General features: G+C 45.1%; 13 protein-coding genes. 6 read left to right on the top strand and 7 right to left on the bottom strand.

Annotation, left to right across the window (positions count from 1 at the left end):
• Nucleotides 1–75: 75 nt before the first annotated feature.
• Nucleotides 76–1,857 carry a DUF885 domain-containing protein gene (locus H7708_RS06490; RefSeq protein WP_223669664.1) on the bottom strand — a complete coding sequence of 594 codons (1,782 nt, stop codon included), beginning with the start codon at nt 1,855–1,857 and terminating at the stop codon, nt 76–78.
• A 168-nt stretch (nt 1,858–2,025) separates the two neighbouring features.
• On the opposite strand from H7708_RS06490, the gene H7708_RS06485 reads away from it, so the two are divergent.
• Complete coding sequence (locus H7708_RS06485) at nt 2,026–2,508, top strand: RDD family protein (protein WP_223669663.1); 483 nt, start codon at nt 2,026–2,028, stop codon at nt 2,506–2,508.
• Here H7708_RS06485 and lptG read toward each other — a convergent pair.
• Nucleotides 2,505–3,611, bottom strand: a complete 1,107-nt coding sequence (gene lptG, locus H7708_RS06480; RefSeq protein WP_223669662.1) for an LPS export ABC transporter permease LptG — start codon at nt 3,609–3,611, stop codon at nt 2,505–2,507. The genes H7708_RS06485 and lptG overlap by 4 nt on opposite strands.
• Nucleotides 3,608–4,720 (bottom strand): LPS export ABC transporter permease LptF, encoded by a 1,113-nt coding sequence (gene lptF / locus H7708_RS06475; protein ID WP_223669661.1) that lies wholly within the window; start codon nt 4,718–4,720, stop codon nt 3,608–3,610. Before lptF ends, lptG begins: the two co-directional genes overlap by 4 nt.
• Nucleotides 4,721–4,842: 122 nt before the next feature.
• Here lptF and H7708_RS06470 point away from each other — a divergent pair, with 122 nt between their 5' ends.
• The 5 genes from H7708_RS06470 (at nt 4,843) to H7708_RS06450 (ending at nt 10,858) form a co-directional block, all read left to right on the top strand.
• Entirely contained in the window at nt 4,843–6,333 is a 1,491-nt protein-coding gene (locus H7708_RS06470) for a leucyl aminopeptidase (protein WP_223669660.1), read from the top strand.
• 4 nt (nt 6,334–6,337) lie between these two features.
• Entirely contained in the window at nt 6,338–6,778 is a 441-nt protein-coding gene (locus tag H7708_RS06465; RefSeq protein WP_223669659.1) for a DNA polymerase III subunit chi, read from the top strand.
• Nucleotides 6,779–6,963: 185 nt separating this feature from the next.
• Nucleotides 6,964–7,521 (top strand): class I SAM-dependent methyltransferase, encoded by a 558-nt coding sequence (locus H7708_RS06460; protein ID WP_223669658.1) that lies wholly within the window; start codon nt 6,964–6,966, stop codon nt 7,519–7,521.
• A gap of 178 nt (nt 7,522–7,699) precedes the next feature.
• Complete coding sequence (locus tag H7708_RS06455; protein ID WP_223669657.1) at nt 7,700–10,483, top strand: valine--tRNA ligase; 2,784 nt, start codon at nt 7,700–7,702, stop codon at nt 10,481–10,483.
• A 12-nt stretch (nt 10,484–10,495) separates the two neighbouring features.
• Nucleotides 10,496–10,858, top strand: coding sequence for a hypothetical protein (locus H7708_RS06450; RefSeq protein ID WP_223669656.1), 363 nt, complete (start codon nt 10,496–10,498; stop codon nt 10,856–10,858).
• On the opposite strand, the gene H7708_RS06445 is transcribed toward H7708_RS06450, so the two are convergent.
• The 4 genes from H7708_RS06445 to guaA form a co-directional block, all read right to left on the bottom strand.
• Nucleotides 10,855–11,652 (bottom strand): oxygen-binding di-iron domain-containing protein, encoded by a 798-nt coding sequence (locus H7708_RS06445; protein WP_223669655.1) that lies wholly within the window; start codon nt 11,650–11,652, stop codon nt 10,855–10,857. The genes H7708_RS06450 and H7708_RS06445 overlap by 4 nt on opposite strands.
• 82 nt (nt 11,653–11,734) lie before the next feature.
• Entirely contained in the window at nt 11,735–14,293 is a 2,559-nt protein-coding gene (locus H7708_RS06440; protein WP_223669654.1) for a bifunctional aspartate kinase/diaminopimelate decarboxylase, read from the bottom strand.
• Nucleotides 14,294–14,530: 237 nt separating this feature from the next.
• A complete protein-coding gene (tadA, locus tag H7708_RS06435; RefSeq protein WP_223669653.1) occupies nt 14,531–14,998 on the bottom strand; it encodes a tRNA adenosine(34) deaminase TadA in 468 nt (155 codons plus the stop codon).
• A 447-nt stretch (nt 14,999–15,445) separates the two neighbouring features.
• Nucleotides 15,446–17,023: a glutamine-hydrolyzing GMP synthase gene (gene guaA, locus H7708_RS06430; RefSeq protein ID WP_223669652.1), complete on the bottom strand. Its 1,578-nt coding sequence runs from the start codon at nt 17,021–17,023 to the stop codon at nt 15,446–15,448.
• Nucleotides 17,024–17,222 lie beyond the last annotated feature (199 nt).

Here is a 17,222-nt window from a genome sequence, read left to right as displayed (position 1 = left end):
ATGCAAGTGTTTTGTTAATCTATAAAAAAGCCCAGCACTCTGGCTGGGCTCGTTGCTTTAGGTAACTCTTTAATTTTAGGCGCTTTTCTTTTTTGCAGCGGCCTTTTCCTGCTTTATAAATAAATGAATTTGCTCTTCCAAAACCTTTAAAGGTACTGAGCCATTAGCCAATACCGCATCATGGAACTTACGAATATCAAAATCTTCACCAAGCTCCTTTTCAGCTTTTCGGCGTAACTCCCAAATCTTTAACTCGCCCAGCTTGTAGGACAGAGCCTGCGCAGGCCAACTGATATAGCGATCAATCTCAGTTCTTACGTTCAATGTCGATAAGGCGGTATTATTTTCCATCATTTTAATCGCTTTCTCGCGACTCCAACCTTTGGCATGCATACCGGTGTCGACTACCAAACGCATGGCGCGCCACATCTCGTACGTCAGACGACCAAAGTTACTATAAGGGTCTTCATAAAAACCCGCTTCTAAACCCAGTTTTTCGCTGTACAATCCCCAACCTTCGCCAAACGCCGAAATATAAGTATTCTGACGGAATTCAGGTAAATCGGTGAGCTCCTGGGCCAATGCTGTTTGCAAGTGATGGCCAGGAACCGCCTCATGCAGCGTTAACGCTTCCAGATTGTATAAAGGGCGTTTATCCAGCGCATAGGTATTGACCCAATACTCCCCGGCTCTGGCACTATCAATAGGAGCGCCGGAATAACGCCCAGTGGTATACTTTGGCGCAATTTCTTCAGGTACAGGTACTACACCATAGGGTTGGCGAGGCAACTTACCAAAAAACTTTGGCAACTGATGATCCATTTTCTTGGCCATATAAGCCGCTTCTTTCAGCAGCTCTTCGGGCGTTTCGGCATAAAACTGTTCATCGGTACGAAGGAAGTGTAAAAACTCTTCGAAGCTACCTTCAAACCCTGTCGTTTCAATAACCTCTTCCATCTCCTTGCGAATTCGAGCTACTTCTTTTAAACCGATTTCATGAATCTCATCAGGTGTTAAATCCAAAGTGGTATAGAGCTTAATCTGATTTTGATAGAAAGCTTCACCATCTGGGTAATCCGTTGCGGCTATGGTTTTCTTAGCCGCAGGTAGGTATTCGTTTTCGAAGAATTCCAGATAAGCTTGGTACTGAGAAACGACTTTTGAATTGATCACTTGAGCAGCTTCTTTTCGCAAAGCCGCTTGCTCGTTACTATTTATCGTTTTCGGCATCGAGCTCAATGGGCGATACCATACGGTCTCCTCGGCGTTATCCTTAATATAAACCTTTATACCATCAGTGTAACCATCCAGCACCGCTCTTGGCACTGTAAAGCCGCGCTCCATTCCCGCTCGCATGTTAGCAATATTCTGCTCAAAAAATGTCGGGATAGCACCTAAAAGAGCAATGTAATCCTTATAATCCTGAACCGTTCGGAAGCGGAAAGAATTGGCAAGGTTAGTGGTCTGAGCATGGAAGCCATATTCAGATGTTAACGGCATTTCATACGTTTTAAAATCTATTTCTGCCACGGACTGCTTCAGCTGAGTCATCATCATGTCATAGCTGATTTGTTCATCAGCAGAAAGATCATCACGATGGATCGCCTTCAGCTCTTTAATAAAAGCTAAGTATTGTTTTTTACGCTGCTGATATGCTTCAGGGCTCACATCCCGGAGCTTGCCTTTAGCTGACTCGTCGCCTTCACGCGCCGCCCATACTGGGTTTTGTGATTGCTTATATTCTTGGACGTCCTCGAAGAACTCACCTAACCACTGACTGTAATCTTCACCGGCGCTGGCATTAAAGCTACCAGCCAATAGTGCACCACAAACAATTATTTCTTTTATTAATTTCATAGGAAACCTACCTTAACTCACAATTCGTCATTTATAGCAATATTTAGGTAGGGTTAAAAGCTCAAGGTAGAAAAAGCTCCGCTCCTATATCGTAAGCGGATGTTTCAAGTGGTGGACTTCATAAGGTTTTGCTAGACTAGCGTCCATTACAGACAACTGAATACGACTATGAGTACCGAAGCTCAACCTTCTCTGATTACGACTCCCGCGCCGCTAACCAAAAAACTCGGCGCATGGCTTTATGACATGTTGATCAGCGTTGCGATATGGTTTCTATGGGGCCTCTTCACCTTTCCACTGATCCGCTGGTTTTATGGTGTCGAGGATATGCATGCACAAGGTGGTTGGGAAGGCAGCTTAGCTCACCAGATATACTCAGCTTTGCCAGTTTTATTGCTGCTGTTCTATTTTGTTGGCACCCACGTACGCTTTGGACAAACGGTTGGTATGAGTGCCTGGAAAATCATGTTGGTGCAGAATGACGGACGACCGGTGACCTTTAAGCAGGCACTACCGAGAACTCTTTTATCGGTGTTAGGAATCGGTATGCTGTTCAGCCCCTTTAACAAAAAGAACCTGGGTTGGCATGACATGTTGACGAATACTCGAGTGGTCGCACTACCTGATAAAGACAAAAACAAGAAAGGCTAACCCGCTTTTTTAAGCAAATACCATGCCGCAACTGCAAAAATCAGTGGCGGCATCATGGCTCCCAGAAAAGCCGGCACGCCAGCAACCAGGCTGACAGGACCAAACGAGCGCACCGCAAAGAAGTACACCATTCCAGTTAGCACCCCAACCAGAACTCGAGCTCCCATGGAGACACTGCGCATCGGGCCAAAGATAAAGGAGGCGGCCAGAATAATCATAACGGCTGTACTGATTGGCTGAAAAACCTTTTGCCAGAAAGCCAGATCATAACTCTTCGTATCCAAGCCATTGCCTGCTAAATACTGTCGATACTGATAGAGATTCACAATATTCATGTTTTCCGGCTCAACACGCAGCGCAGACAGGTTGTCCAGATTGATTGAGGTTTCCCATTGCTGATTACTGAACGGTATCCGGCTCACGACATTCGTCCCTAACCTGCTTTCCTCGTCTGAATTAGTTTCTACTTCAACGCCTAGCTGGGTCACGTCACCATTTTGCAAAGTCCACACCGCATCATTCAGGCGAGCCGTGTCAGCATGGATCAAGCGCGTAAGCTCATTAGCACGATTGAATTCATAAACCGTCACATCGCTCAGCTGCGACGAACCCATGACCTCGCCCACATGGACCATATGTGCCCCGTCTTTTAACCACAGTCCCTGATTACTGTCTACAAACTGTTCACCATAGAGCGCGCGATTCCGTATGTTTTCTGCCATCAGGGTCGTTTTTGGGGCAACATACTCCCCGAGGAATACCGAAAAAGCGATCAGCAATAAACCATAACTTAAAGCGGCGCCAATAATTTGCCAGGTGGTTTTCCCCGCTGCTCGCATCACGGTGAGTTCACTGTGTGAAGCCAGTATCCCCAAGCCGGCAATACTACCGATAAGGATAGCCATCGGGAAAAACTCATAAATATATTGGGGAGACAGTAGTAGCGCATAGGACAAACCATCCATGAAGGCATAGCTACCCTTGTCAAAATCACCACTTTCATCAATGAGCGCGAACAAGACGCGAATAATAGCTAACGTCACCAAGGTAATAATCGACGTTGCTAAGATGGTTTTGCCAATATAAAAACGCAAAATATTCATGATGATTGCCTCTGGGATTTCTTTTCTTTCCCATTTTTCTTAGTATTAGCGCGGCCGTGAGCATGCAGTAAGCGGAAACCAAACAGTGCCATCACCAAGTAAATCGGCGTAAAGCCTAACCAACCAGGAATTTTTTCCGCCTCAACCCACTTTCTAAAGACAACGATCAACACGATATAACCGATGTACACCATCAGTGCTGGTAACATCTTGGCAAACTTACCCTCTCTCGGTCGAACCCGACTTAAAGGAACGGCCAGTAGAAGCAAGAAAGGTACGGACAAAGGCACTGCAAGTCGCCAATGGAATTCCGCCCAGCTGGCTCCATCGGCAGTTGCTAATAACTCCATGGTCGGTGTCGCTGAAATTTTGCGGCGAGAGACGATGGAGCGCTCGGCTTCCAGCCTCGCGTAATAGTGTGCGAACTCGGTGATTTTACGCACGTTCTTATTGCCATCCAGCTCATACACATAACCATCATTCAACTGTAAAAAGTTTTTATCCAAGGCCTCATCATAATAGCGCTCAGCAGATTTAGCCGAAATGATCCGGGTAAAAGGACTGTTATCGGTTGGCAGTTCCGCCAGAAAAAAGTTACCTAAATGACTGGAGCTTTCTGAGGAATCTGCATAAACCACGCCCTCGCCTTCCTGAAAGATCTGAAAACGCCCAGGCTCCAACATACTCAATTCCAATTTGCTGGCATGCTCATCACGAATTTGGTAAGTGGTCTCGTTAGCCATCGGTGCTAACCACATGGATACAGCGCCACCACTCAGAGCAACAATTACGGAAATGGGCAGCAGTAAACTGATTAGTTTTTTCTCGCTGACGCCAACGGATCGTAACACCGCCATTTCGCTATCAACGTACAACCGGCTAAAGGCAAGCAGACAACCGAGAAAGAAAGCCAGCGGCAATAAAAACCCCAGTAAAACAGGCGAATATAACAAGACCATCTGCCACACCATGGTACCGGAAATATCACCGGACGCGGCCTGTGCCAAATACTTTACAATGCGCTGACTGATAAAAATAGCGAATAAAACCCCAAGAATTGCCAGGGTACTGGTAAAAACTTCGCGATTTAAATAACGACTTAGAATCAAGGTTTTCTCAGTATGTTAGCCCGCTTGAGAACTGGTATTTATGACAATATCAGTTAAACTATGGGCACGGTTTATGCCAATATCGGCATTATAAACGAAAATTAACAATTTGCAGGTGATCTATGGAATTCTTTGTAAAGAGTGGTAACCCAGAAAAACAAAAAACGGGTTGCTTAATCGTAGGTGTTTTTGAATCTCGTAAACTCTCTGCTCCAGCACAGCAGATCGACGATATTAGTGAAGGCTACATCAACGCTATCGTGAAACGCGGCGATATGGAAGGTAAGTTTGGACAAACTCTGTTGCTTCACAGTATTCCGGGCACCAGCTGTGATCGCGTATTGCTTGTGGGTTGCGGTAAAGAGCGTGAATTCGACGCAATTAAATACAAAGAGATTTGCGGGAAAGTCATCAAACTACTCAACGAAACAGGCGCTACCGACGCCATTAACACCCTGCCGTTACTGAACGTCAAGGGCCAGGAGCTCTATTCAAAAGTTCGTTTTGCTGTCGAAGCAGCGAACAACACCCTGTATCTGTTTGAACAATTGAAGAGTGAAAAATCAGAAACCCGTCGTCCATTGCGTAAAATGACGCTGTTCATTGAGTCGCGCGCCGACTTACAGGAATCAGAAAGTGCCATCAGACATGCCTGTGCCATTACGGCGGGTCAATCACTAACTCGTGATCTGGCGAACCTGCCAGGCAATATCTGTAACCCAACGTTTCTGGCAGAGACAGCTGAGCAGCTGAGCCAGGACTACTCATCGATCACGACCAATATTATTGATGAAGCCGAGCTTAAGGAAATGGGTGCAGGTGCTTTTGTTTCGGTTTCACAAGGCTCTGATCAGCCTGGTAAATTAATCTGCATGGAATACAACGGCGGCGATAAAGGCGATAAACCTATCGTTTTCGTGGGTAAAGGTATCACTTTCGACACTGGTGGTATTTCCTTAAAACCTGGCGCCAAAATGGACGAAATGAAATTTGATATGGGCGGTGCCGCTTCTGTCTTTGGTGCCATTAAGTCAGTAGCTGAAATGGGGCTGTCCATTAATGTTATCGGTGTTGTTGCCGCGGCAGAAAATATGCCAAGTGGTAAAGCCAGCCGTCCGGGTGATGTCGTAACATCATTATCAGGTCAAACGATTGAAATTCTGAACACTGATGCCGAAGGACGTTTAGTCTTGTGTGACGCTCTAACTTATATTGATAAGTATGATCCTGAGATTGTAATTGATATTGCGACACTGACTGGTGCCGTTATCGTTGCTCTGGGTCACGAAGCGTCAGGCGTGATGAGTAACAACAACTCTCTGGCAAACGAAATCGAGACAGCCAGTGACATGGCAACCGATCGCGTATGGCGTTTACCGTTGTGGGATGAATACCACCAGCAGCTTAAGAGTAATGTCGCCGACTTTACAAACTTAGGCGGTCAACCAGCAGGCACAATTACCGCCGGTTGCTTCTTGTCGAAGTTTACTAAGAAGTATCGCTGGGCCCATATTGATATCGCCGGTACAGCATGGAAAAGTGGCGCGGAAAAAGGAGCAACAGGTCGTCCAGTACCGCTGTTATCACAAATCATGTTGAACCGAGCGAAGTAATCATATGACGCAAGTCGGTTTTCACTTGTTAGAAAGTCAATCAGGCGAAGAAGCGTATCTTCGCCTGATTGGTAAGTGCGTTCAAAGTTTATACAAACAGGGACGCAAAGTTTATATCCATGCCAAAGATGAAGAGCAAGCTCACGCTGTCGACGAATGGCTCTGGACGCAAGAGCTTGATCAGTTTGTACCGCACAATTTAGTCGGTGAAGGCCCGAACAAAGCACCGCCTGTCCAAATTGGTATTGCCAGTTCCGAGCAACAACCTCCAGAAAACCAGCATGACTGCTTAATCAATCTCAGTGGTGAAGTACAACCATTTTTCAGCTACTTCCTCAAGTGCTTTGAAATCGTACCCAACCAGGAAAAAGATAAAGAACTCGCGCGGGAACGTTATAAATTCTACCGCGGCAGAGGTTATCCACTGGATCATAAAAAATACTAGGAACCACTTACCGTTACGTTCAATTTAAAAAGCTGAACAAACGGATGATACAGCAAACCTTACACAAAATTCATATGAATGGGTTCAACAGAAAGTTTGTATTCTTTTTTCAGGGGTGATATTACTTCTGGAAATAAAGACAAAAAAACGCCACACTATAGAAATATGATCTGGTTAGGAGCAACATGAAGGGCTTTACACGATACGCACTAAAAAATTTAAAAAGCACAGGCAGTGTTGCCCGTAGTTCTAAATTTTTAGCTAAAAACCTGGCAAAACAAATCCCTGCTGACGCAAAGACCGTTATTGAATTAGGTGCTGGAGATGGCATTATTACCAAACAGCTGCTGGAGTATATGCCACAGAATGCCACGCTAACTGCTTATGAAATTTCAGAACAGCTGTTACCGTTATTAAAACGCATCGATCACCGGAGGTTTAAACTCAAACACGCTTCGGCAATGGATATTGTTCAAGATTTTGCAATCGACAGCGTCGACTGTCTCGTATCCTGCCTGCCTTTGGCTTTATTTCCTCTGGAAATGAAGCATGAATTACTGAGCCATATCAAAGCAGTACTGAAACCCAACGGCACGTTTTTGCAGTACCAGTACTGGCTGAGCGACAAGGCTTTAATTCAAGAGTACTTCCCTCAACTGAAACTCAACTGGGTACCTCTAAACATTCCACCATCGTTTGTCTATACCGGAACCAAAGACAACAACCTTGAACCAAGAAAATAACTCAGAAAATCAGCAGGTTAGCTTTTCCACCCAGATAAAGTACTGGCTAACCATCGCTACAGGCTCGTCCAGCAGGGCAATCTTTTACGATAAATTCAGTGTCTGATATAGATATCTAGCGCACAGGCGTTATAATTCAAGGCTTTGTTACAGAAACTGCATAAGATCCGATAAAACCATGGAAAAAGCATACAACCCGCAAGCAATCGAGCAAGAAACCTACAAAAAGTGGGAAAGTAACGACTACTTTTCTCCTAAAGGCGGCGCCACTGAGAATAGCGACAGCTATTGCATCATGATTCCTCCGCCAAACGTCACTGGCAGCTTGCACATGGGACATGCTTTCCAGCATACGATCATGGACTCCCTGACCCGCTATCACCGCATGAAAGGTGACAACACCTTGTGGCAACCGGGCTCGGATCACGCCGGTATCGCGACACAGATGGTAGTCGAACGTCTTTTAGACCGCGAAGGTAAAAGCCGTCATGACCTTGGTCGTGAAGCCTTTATCGACAAGGTATGGGAGTGGAAAGAGCAATCTGGCGGTACCATCAGTCAGCAAATGCGCCGTATGGGCGACTCCTGTGACTGGTCGCGCGAAGCTTTCACCATGGATGACGACCTGTCTAACGCAGTTCTGGAGACATTTGTTCAGCTTTATGATGAAGGCTTGATTTACCGCGGCGATCGTTTGGTGAACTGGGATCCGAAATTATTAACCGCAGTGTCGGATCTGGAAGTTGAGTCACATGAAGAGAACGGTCACTTATGGCACATGCGCTACCCGCTTAGCGATGGTTCGGGCTATGTCATTATTGCTACGACCCGCCCAGAAACCATGCTCGGTGACAGTGCAGTTGCAGTTCACCCTGAAGACGAGCGTTATAAAGACTTAATCGGTAAAACCATCGACTTGCCACTGACCGGCCGCCAAATCCCGATTATCGCCGATGACTATGTAGAAAAGGACTTTGGTAGTGGTTGTGTCAAAATCACTCCTGCGCATGACTTCAATGACTATGAAATGGGTCAGCGTCATGATCTGGAAATGATCAATATCCTGACGCCAACAGCGCATGTCAATGATAATGCGCCAGAAACATATCGTGGCCTGGATCGCTACGAAGCGCGTAAGAAAATCGTAGAGGATTTTGAAACGCTCGGCTTAATGGAAAAAATTGAGCCGCATAAACTGAAAGTCCCACGCGGTGACCGTAGTGGCGTGGTTATTGAGCCATACTTAACGCCGCAGTGGTACGTGAAAATTGCCCCTCTTGCTGAGCCCGCATTAAAAGCAGTCAAAGATGGCGACATTAAGTTTGTGCCTGAGAACTGGTCAAACACTTATTATCACTGGATGGAAAACATTCAGGACTGGTGTATCAGCCGCCAGCTATGGTGGGGACACCAAATCCCAGCCTGGTACGATAACAGCGGCAAGGTTTATGTCGGTCGTAGCGAAGAAGAAGTTCGAGAAAAATATGACCTGGGTGATATCGAGCTGCGCCGTGATGAAGACGTCCTCGATACCTGGTTCTCTTCTGCTTTATGGCCGTTTGCCACACTTGGCTGGCCGGAAGAAACTCCTGAACTGGAAACGTTCTTACCCACAAGCGTGTTAGTTACCGGTTTTGACATCATTTTCTTCTGGGTTGCCAGAATGATCATGATGGGTCTTAAATTTACCGGCAAGATTCCATTCAAAGAAATCTATATCACTGGTCTTATCCGCGATGAGCAAGGCCAGAAAATGTCGAAGTCCAAGGGTAATGTACTCGATCCGATAGATATTATCGACGGCATTGATATTGAGTCATTAGTTGCCAAGCGTACGACCGGTATGATGAATCCGAAAGCCGCGGAAAAGATTGCCAAGCGTACTCGTAAGCAATTCCCTGAGGGTATCGAAGCCTATGGCACTGACGCAATGCGCTTTACTTTCTGTGCCATGGCGTCGACTTCACGCGACATCAACTTCGATCTTAATCGTGTCGAAGGTTATCGTAACTTCTGTAATAAAATCTGGAATGCAGCGCGTTATGTGCTGATGAATACTGAAGCTCAGGATACCGGATTAAGCAACGACTCCATGGAGTTTAGTCTGGCCGACCGCTGGATTAAAAGTGAGCTACAAAAAACGATTGTCGAGTTTGAAAAAGCTATCGAGACCTACCGTTTTGACTTAGCATCTAACGCCCTCTACGAATTTACCTGGAATACCTATTGTGACTGGTATTTAGAGTTATCTAAACCGGTTCTTTACAGCGATGAATATTCCGAAGAAGCAAAGCGTGGCACTCGCCATACTCTAGTGAATGTGCTTGAGTCACTAATGCGTTTATTACACCCGTTCATGCCATTTATCACCGAAGAAATCTGGCAGCGAGTAGCGCCACTGGCAGGAACCAGCAGCGAAGAGCGTCCAAGCGTTATGCTACAGGACTTCCCTCAGGTCAATGAAGCGCTAATTGATGATAAGGCAGAAGCCGATATTGAATGGCTGAAGAAAGTCATCGTCGGAGTGCGCAATATCCGTGGTGAAATGAATATTGCTCCGGGCAAGCCTTTAGATGTCATGTTTAGAAATGGCTCTGAGTCAGATAAAGCTCGACTGGAAGCTAATAAAACTTTCCTGTCAAAGCTGGCAAAATTAGAATCGACCCAATGGCTTGAGGCTGGCGAAGAAGCTCCTATGTCGGCGACAGCATTGGCTGGTGACATGGAGATACTGATCCCTATGGCTGGGTTGATTGATGTCGAACAGGAACTAGCTCGTTTGGATAAAGAGTCGGAGAAACTGGAAAAGGATCTACAACGTATCTCTGGTAAATTAAATAACCCTAACTTTACCGATAAGGCTCCAGAAGCTGTTGTTGAAAAAGAGCGAGGCAAACTTGCAGAAGTTGAGTCAACGATAAAGAAAATCGAAGAGCAACGTACTCAATTAAAGGCACTATAAGTGAGGAGAAATATGATGCGAAACACTCTACTGTTAGTTGGTTTAACCGCTGGCCTGTTACCGATTCAATCCGTCAGTGCAGAAGAAGAGTCATCGCATCATATTATCGTCACGACAAACCAAAGACAGATTGGCGAAGCCTGCCCTGAGCTCAAAGCTGGGCAGGTGTTACAGTTTGAATTTAAAGCCAAGCGTACAGTTGAATTTAACCTGCACTATCATCAGGGTGATAAAGTCAGCTACCCAATAGAGCGCCAAGAGTTAAAAACCTTAAAGCAAAGCTATACCGCTCCAATTGACCAAACCTACTGCTTGATGTGGGAAGGTCTTAAAGATGATACATTGGTCCAAGTCAAATACAGCATCAAGGATTAAACCGGTACGGTATAGTCCCTTTGTGAAAACAAGTCGACGCCACAGTCGAGTTCACTAATCCAGTCAAGAAACTGACTAACCACTTTCTTGCCTTTAAATGGCGCGCCGTGTTGAGGCACAATCATTTCCACGTCCAAATCACGAATCATATTAGCCCAAAGTTTGCAGGTTTTATTCGCCACCATATAGCGCTGGTGGAAGCCTTTCATATATTGAGTATGCTCTATAAAGCTTTCTACTGGCGCAAAATGCTCAGAGTCTTTTAACGACGCTCCCATATCACCACTGAATAATATTTTACTGACAGGATCATACACCTGAAAGTTACCCACCGAGTGTAAAAAGTGCGCTGGCACCATCACTAAATTGGCAGAACCTAATGACAGTATCTCCCCTCGATCATCCAGTGGTTTAATGCGTTTCCCAAGCTCGAGATGATCAATCTGTGAGAAGTACGATGAAGCAAAGTGGGGTAAAAATCGTTGCCACAGTTTTGAACAGACGACTTTTGCATCCGTTTGCATCATCCAGCGACCAATAGAAGCAATAATATCCGGATCCTGATGAGACGCGACGATATACTTCAGCCCTTGGCGCAGATCAATTAACTTGTTGAGCTCAATACTGAGTTTAGCAAACGTTAAATCACCTCCCGGATCAATTAATGCAGCTTTATCCCCGTTAACGATTAGAAATTGGTTGGCCTGAACCGCTTCGCCTGCCACCAGTTCATGAAAAGCGTAGCATTTATGGTGTCCATCATTATAGAGCTCAGTTGCTTTTGTCGAAAACATAAAATAGTCCCAGCTTTGTTTTGCTAGGACTATAAAGACTCCCATCGGTGATATATTGATTTAGATCAAGAGAGCTTGATGATTAGATACAAACTTCTTCTGCTGGTGAGCGCATATTATATTGAGTCGCCATAACACGACCATAAGCCCCGGCATTTTCGATTAAAACCAAATCTCCTTCCTTTGTTTCAGGAAATGGTATTTCAACGCCTAACTTATCGGTACTTTCACAAATCGGGCCAACGATTGTTGCGAGATGCTCCTTGCTTTCGTCCAGACGACTTAAGTTGACAATATTGTGGTAAGAGCCGTATAGCGCCGGACGCATCAGGGAGTTCATCCCAGTACTCAAGCCAACGTAATAATAGTTCTGCTTTTGTTTTACTTGAGTTACTCTCGATACTAACACCCCTGTATTGGCTGAAATATACCGCCCCGGTTCAATCCACAATTCATAGTGAGGGTACTCTGCCTTCACTTGCTGTAGAGTATTATCGATTTGGCTCATAGTTAACTCAGTCTGTTGTGCTCGCTCCTTGATACCAAAGCCTCCGCCCAGGTTTAAATACTTAACGCTTGGGAATATTGATGCGGTTTCAGCCAGTAACCGGGCATGCTCCGCCCAATGCTCGTTTGTCAAGATACCGCTACCTGCGTGGGCATGCAGGCCGACCACCTTGATATCATACTGCTCAATAATCGGCTTTAACTCTTCCAGCTCATAAATCGGAATACCAAACTTGGACGTTGCTCCCGCAGTACGGACATTCTCATGGTGTCCTTTACCAATATTCGGATCGACTCTTAAGAAAACTTCTTTACCACTGAATATTTCAGGCCATTCCTTGATTGGGTAAGTACTATCCAAAGTTAATCGAATGCCCTTTTCAAGAATCGTCTGATACTCCTGCCTTGCTGCAAAATTAGGCGTAAAGAAAATTCTCGATTTATCGATTGTCGGGAACAAGTTAAGAATATGCTCCACTTCTCCGCAAGAGACAGTTTCAAAGCCTATTTCATTATCGTAAGCAACCTGAAGTACGTCTGGATTATTATTCGACTTAACCGCAAAGAAAATTCGCTCGACAGCATCAATAGACTGCAGATTATGAATATTTTGTCTCACCGAATCGAGATGATAAATATAGGCGCTGTCCCGCTTAGCCAGACACATACTGATAGTCTCTTTGTTATCCTGCCACCATTTGCTGCCGGTATCAGCTTGCTCAACCTGCTTAAGCTCCTTAGCGGTCGGTCCCAATATTTCACTGTTAGGGTTATTGGTAATCAATAACTCATGAAGCGCCGTAATGACTTTATTACAATGTTCATCGTCAATGACAAAAGTCAGGTTCAAGTCTGAAGCCGCTTGCGATAACAGGTAGACTTTGTAGGTTTCAAAAATAGAAAATGCCGGTGCGATTTTATGCAGAATAGCGCGGACATTTTTCCCCACGATAGAGACGGCTGAGCAGTTTTTCATGATGTTAACACGACACATCCTTGATAAGTCTAGCGACAGATTTTTGATTTGCTTTTCTGAGACGACCTGAGTCAAGTTATCCAAACTCACCGTGATATTGGTTTCTGAGGTCGACACTAAATCAACCGAGACCTGGTGCTGTTTAAAGATAGAAAAAATATCGGCTAAGAAGCCTGGCTGTTGCCACATCCCCTGGCTCTCCATGGAGATCAGGGTAATATTTTCTTTAGCAGTAATCGCTTTTACCATACCCCAACGATTTTCTACGTCATTAATAATGGTGCCAGCAATACCGGGCTCGATAGTCGAACGAATATACAAAGGAATATTGCTGATTTGAGCTGGCCTGATGGCTCTTGGGTGCAAGATCTTGGCCCCGGCCGAGGCCATTTCCTGTGCTTCATCATAGTTGAGCTGTTTCAGTAAACGAGCGTTATTGACGTGATTGGGGTTAGCTGTAAAGATACCGGGCACATCGGTCCATATTTCAAGCCGCTCAGCTGCGATCTTTCCAGCAAAATACGCCGCTGAAGAATCTGATCCTCCTCGCCCTAACAGTACCGTTTCCTCTTCACTGGTACTGGCAATAAACCCCTGGGTAATCACAACCGGCGTTGCATTAATCGTCTGAATTAAAGCATCATCCTGCAAGAAGTCGCAGCTCGCACAAAGGTAGTCAACCCTATACTCTTCGTTAGCTACCAGAAAGTCTCGAGCGTCTAACCGATTAACCGGTTCTTCTAACTGTTGATTCAAATAGGTCTGCCCTATGGTAGTCGACCACAACTCACCTTGCGACATGACCAAAGCCCTGATGCGATCGCTTACCTCCCCCAACAAGTGAATACCGTCCAGCAAGCGCTTTAAATAGGCGTACTGCTCATCCAGTAACATTGCCGGCAACTCCATCTCCTGCAGCAATCGTTGGTGTAAACTCACCAGCTCCTGATAAGGCTCGTCATAATGACCGCTTTGCGCCAACGTGATAAGCGCTTCCAGCCGGTTTGATACAGAACTGACCGCCGAGTGAACAACAAACACTTTTTTACCCTTAGCTCGTTTTCGTTTGATGATAGCCGCGATCGTATTCCAGTTATCACGACTGGATACACTGGTTCCACCAAACTTAAGCACCTGCCAAGAGTTATTATTGCTCATTCCCACTTCCTCAAATCATTGTCATCATTATCGAATTTAGGCACAAAAAAACCCGCAGAGGATTTTCCTGTGCGGGTTTAATAAATGCGTATTTATCGTTTTATTTACCCACAGCAGTACAGGACGCGTTTTTTTAGCGCCTTCTTGCTGTGGATCTCTTTGTAATTAGCAACGATTAATACAGTATTCATAATTTCGAATATAATTTAAAACTGAAATTTGTCAAATATAAATTGGTTATTTACTTCTTTTCGCCTTAAAAAATGCTTTTAACTGCGATGAACACTGCTCCTTTAGTAATCCAGAAACAACATCGCAGCGATGATTAAAAGCATCATTATTCAGGACATTAAGCACACTACCGCCAGCTCCGGTTCTAGGATCTTCCGTGGCATATACTACACGCTCTACTCTGGCATGCACCAGCGCCATGGCACACATTGCGCACGGCTCCAAAGTTACGTAAAGCGTCGTACCAACCAAGCGATAATTCTCCAGACTCTTACCCGCCTCACGCAAAGCCACGACCTCTGCATGTGCTGTTGGGTCATTACCCAGTATTGGCTGATTAAACCCCTCCGCAATGATTTCGTCACCCTTCACCAAAACCGCACCCACAGGCACCTCGCCCTTCTCCTTAGCTATTTCAGCTAACTCAAAGGCTCGTTGCATATAGTGTTCGTCAAGTTCAGTGAAGTCGTTCATATCGATTATGTATTAACTAATGTCCCTAATTGATAATGTTCCTAGTTTAATGATTACCCTTTTCTTTACTCGTCTAAAGAAAAGGGAGAAAAGAAATGACGTCCCAGTCGTTTGATGCTTCGCATTTCCCTCTATTACTAAAATTATTACGCGTCGCAAAACGAAACCTCCTGTTTCGGCTTTGCTAAATCAGGCAATCCCTGCCTGATTTACGCTATAATTTTATCAATCTCGGCAAACTCCAAAGGGGAATCCGCTCAGCCTTTAGGCTAGATGCAATTCTTTAAAGCTCTAAACAGTTTTGTCCATTAGCGAGAAGAAACGTTAGATTTTTCTATTTTTGCTAGGCGGAAACTCGCGCAAAGAAAGAGTGTACCAAGAGTACATGACTGATTGAGCAAGTTTCTAACACCGCAAAAAATGAAAAAGATATGTTTATTCCGCTAATTATTCCCATTCGATCGTAGCTGGCGGCTTTGAGGATATATCATACGTAACACGAGATATACCATCGACCTCGTTAATAATACGACCCGATACATGCTCCAGGAAGTCATACGGTAAGTGCGCCCAACGCGCTGTCATAAAGTCGATAGTTTCAACCGCTCGTAGTGCAACCACATAATCATACTTACGGCCATCACCCATGACCCCCACCGAACGCACCGGCAAGAAGACCGTAAACGCCTGGCTGGTTTTATGGTATAGATCGTTTTTATACAGCTCTTCAATAAAGATGGCATCCGCTTTACGCAGCAAATCAGCGTACTCTTTCTTCACTTCACCCAGAATACGAACGCCCAGACCCGGTCCAGGGAAAGGGTGGCGATATAGCATGTCGTATGGCAAACCGAGCTCTAAACCGATCTTACGTACTTCGTCTTTAAATAGCTCACGTAATGGCTCAACCAGTTTCAGGTTCATTTTTTCGGGCAAACCACCTACATTGTGATGTGATTTAATCACGTGCGCCTTGCCAGTCTTAGCCCCAGCCGATTCAATCACATCGGGATAAATCGTGCCCTGAGCCAGCCATTTTGCATTAGTCAGTTTATGCGATTCCTCATCGAAGATATCAATGAAGACTTTACCGATTATCTTACGCTTCGCTTCCGGTTCATCGACACCTTTCAGCTCATCGAGGAAACGGTCTTCAGCGTCTATACGAACAATGTTCAAGCCAAAGTTATCACCGAACATGGTCATCACCTGATCGGCTTCGTTAAGTCGCAACAAGCCATTATCAACGAAAACACAGGTGAGCTGCTTTCCGATCGCGCGGTGTAATAACATCGCCGTTACCGATGAGTCGACACCGCCCGACAATCCCAGCACAACTTCGTCATCACCAACCTGTTCTTTGATCTGCTCAACGGCATCTTCAATAATATTTTCTGCTGTCCATAAACGCTCACAGCCACAAATCTCAGTAACGAAACGCTCCAGTATACGACCACCCTGCTTGGTGTGCGTGACCTCAGCGTGGAACTGGATACCATAAAATGGCTTTTCTTTGTGTGCCATAGCAGCGATAGGCGCATTATCACTCGATGCAATAACTTCAAAGCTTTCAGGCACTTCTAATACTTTATCACCATGACTCATCCAAACGTCCAATAGTGCCTTGCCGGATTGATTAAAGCGATCTTCAATACCATCTAGCAAAGCATTGTGCGTATTGATATAGACTTCGGCATAACCAAACTCTCGTTTCTCTGAGCCACCAACTTTGCCACCGAACTGATACGCCATGGTCTGCATGCCATAACAGATGCCAAGTACCGGAATACCTAACTCAAAAACCAACTCTGGTGCACGCGGTGTACCTTCTCCGGATACCGACTCAGGTCCACCAGAAAGGATGATACCTTGTGGATTAAACTCACGAATATAATCGTCGCTAACATCAAAAGGTACCAACTCACAGTAAACACCAATTTCACGAACACGACGCGCAATAAGCTGCGTGTACTGAGAGCCAAAGTCAAAAATCAATATACGATGATCATGAATATCTGTTTGCATATTCTTACCTTTCTCGGTTAGGTATCCAATCGACGCTTAGTACCCCAAACGCCTTATTAAAAAAATCAAAAAGCCGCAGTCTAATTTCTGCGGCTCAAAAACTTAGGACTAAGGAGTCCTTATTTTAACGCAGGTAAAATGTTTAAGATCGAGGAAAATTAAATTGAGTTTGCGGAGTTTGTTTATAACAAATGAGCAA

The organism is Kangiella shandongensis, from assembly GCF_020005365.1.
GTDB lineage: Bacteria > Pseudomonadota > Gammaproteobacteria > Enterobacterales > Kangiellaceae > Kangiella > Kangiella shandongensis.
The sequence above is the reverse complement of the archived record's forward strand: the minus strand, read 5'-3'. Positions and strand labels throughout refer to the sequence as shown.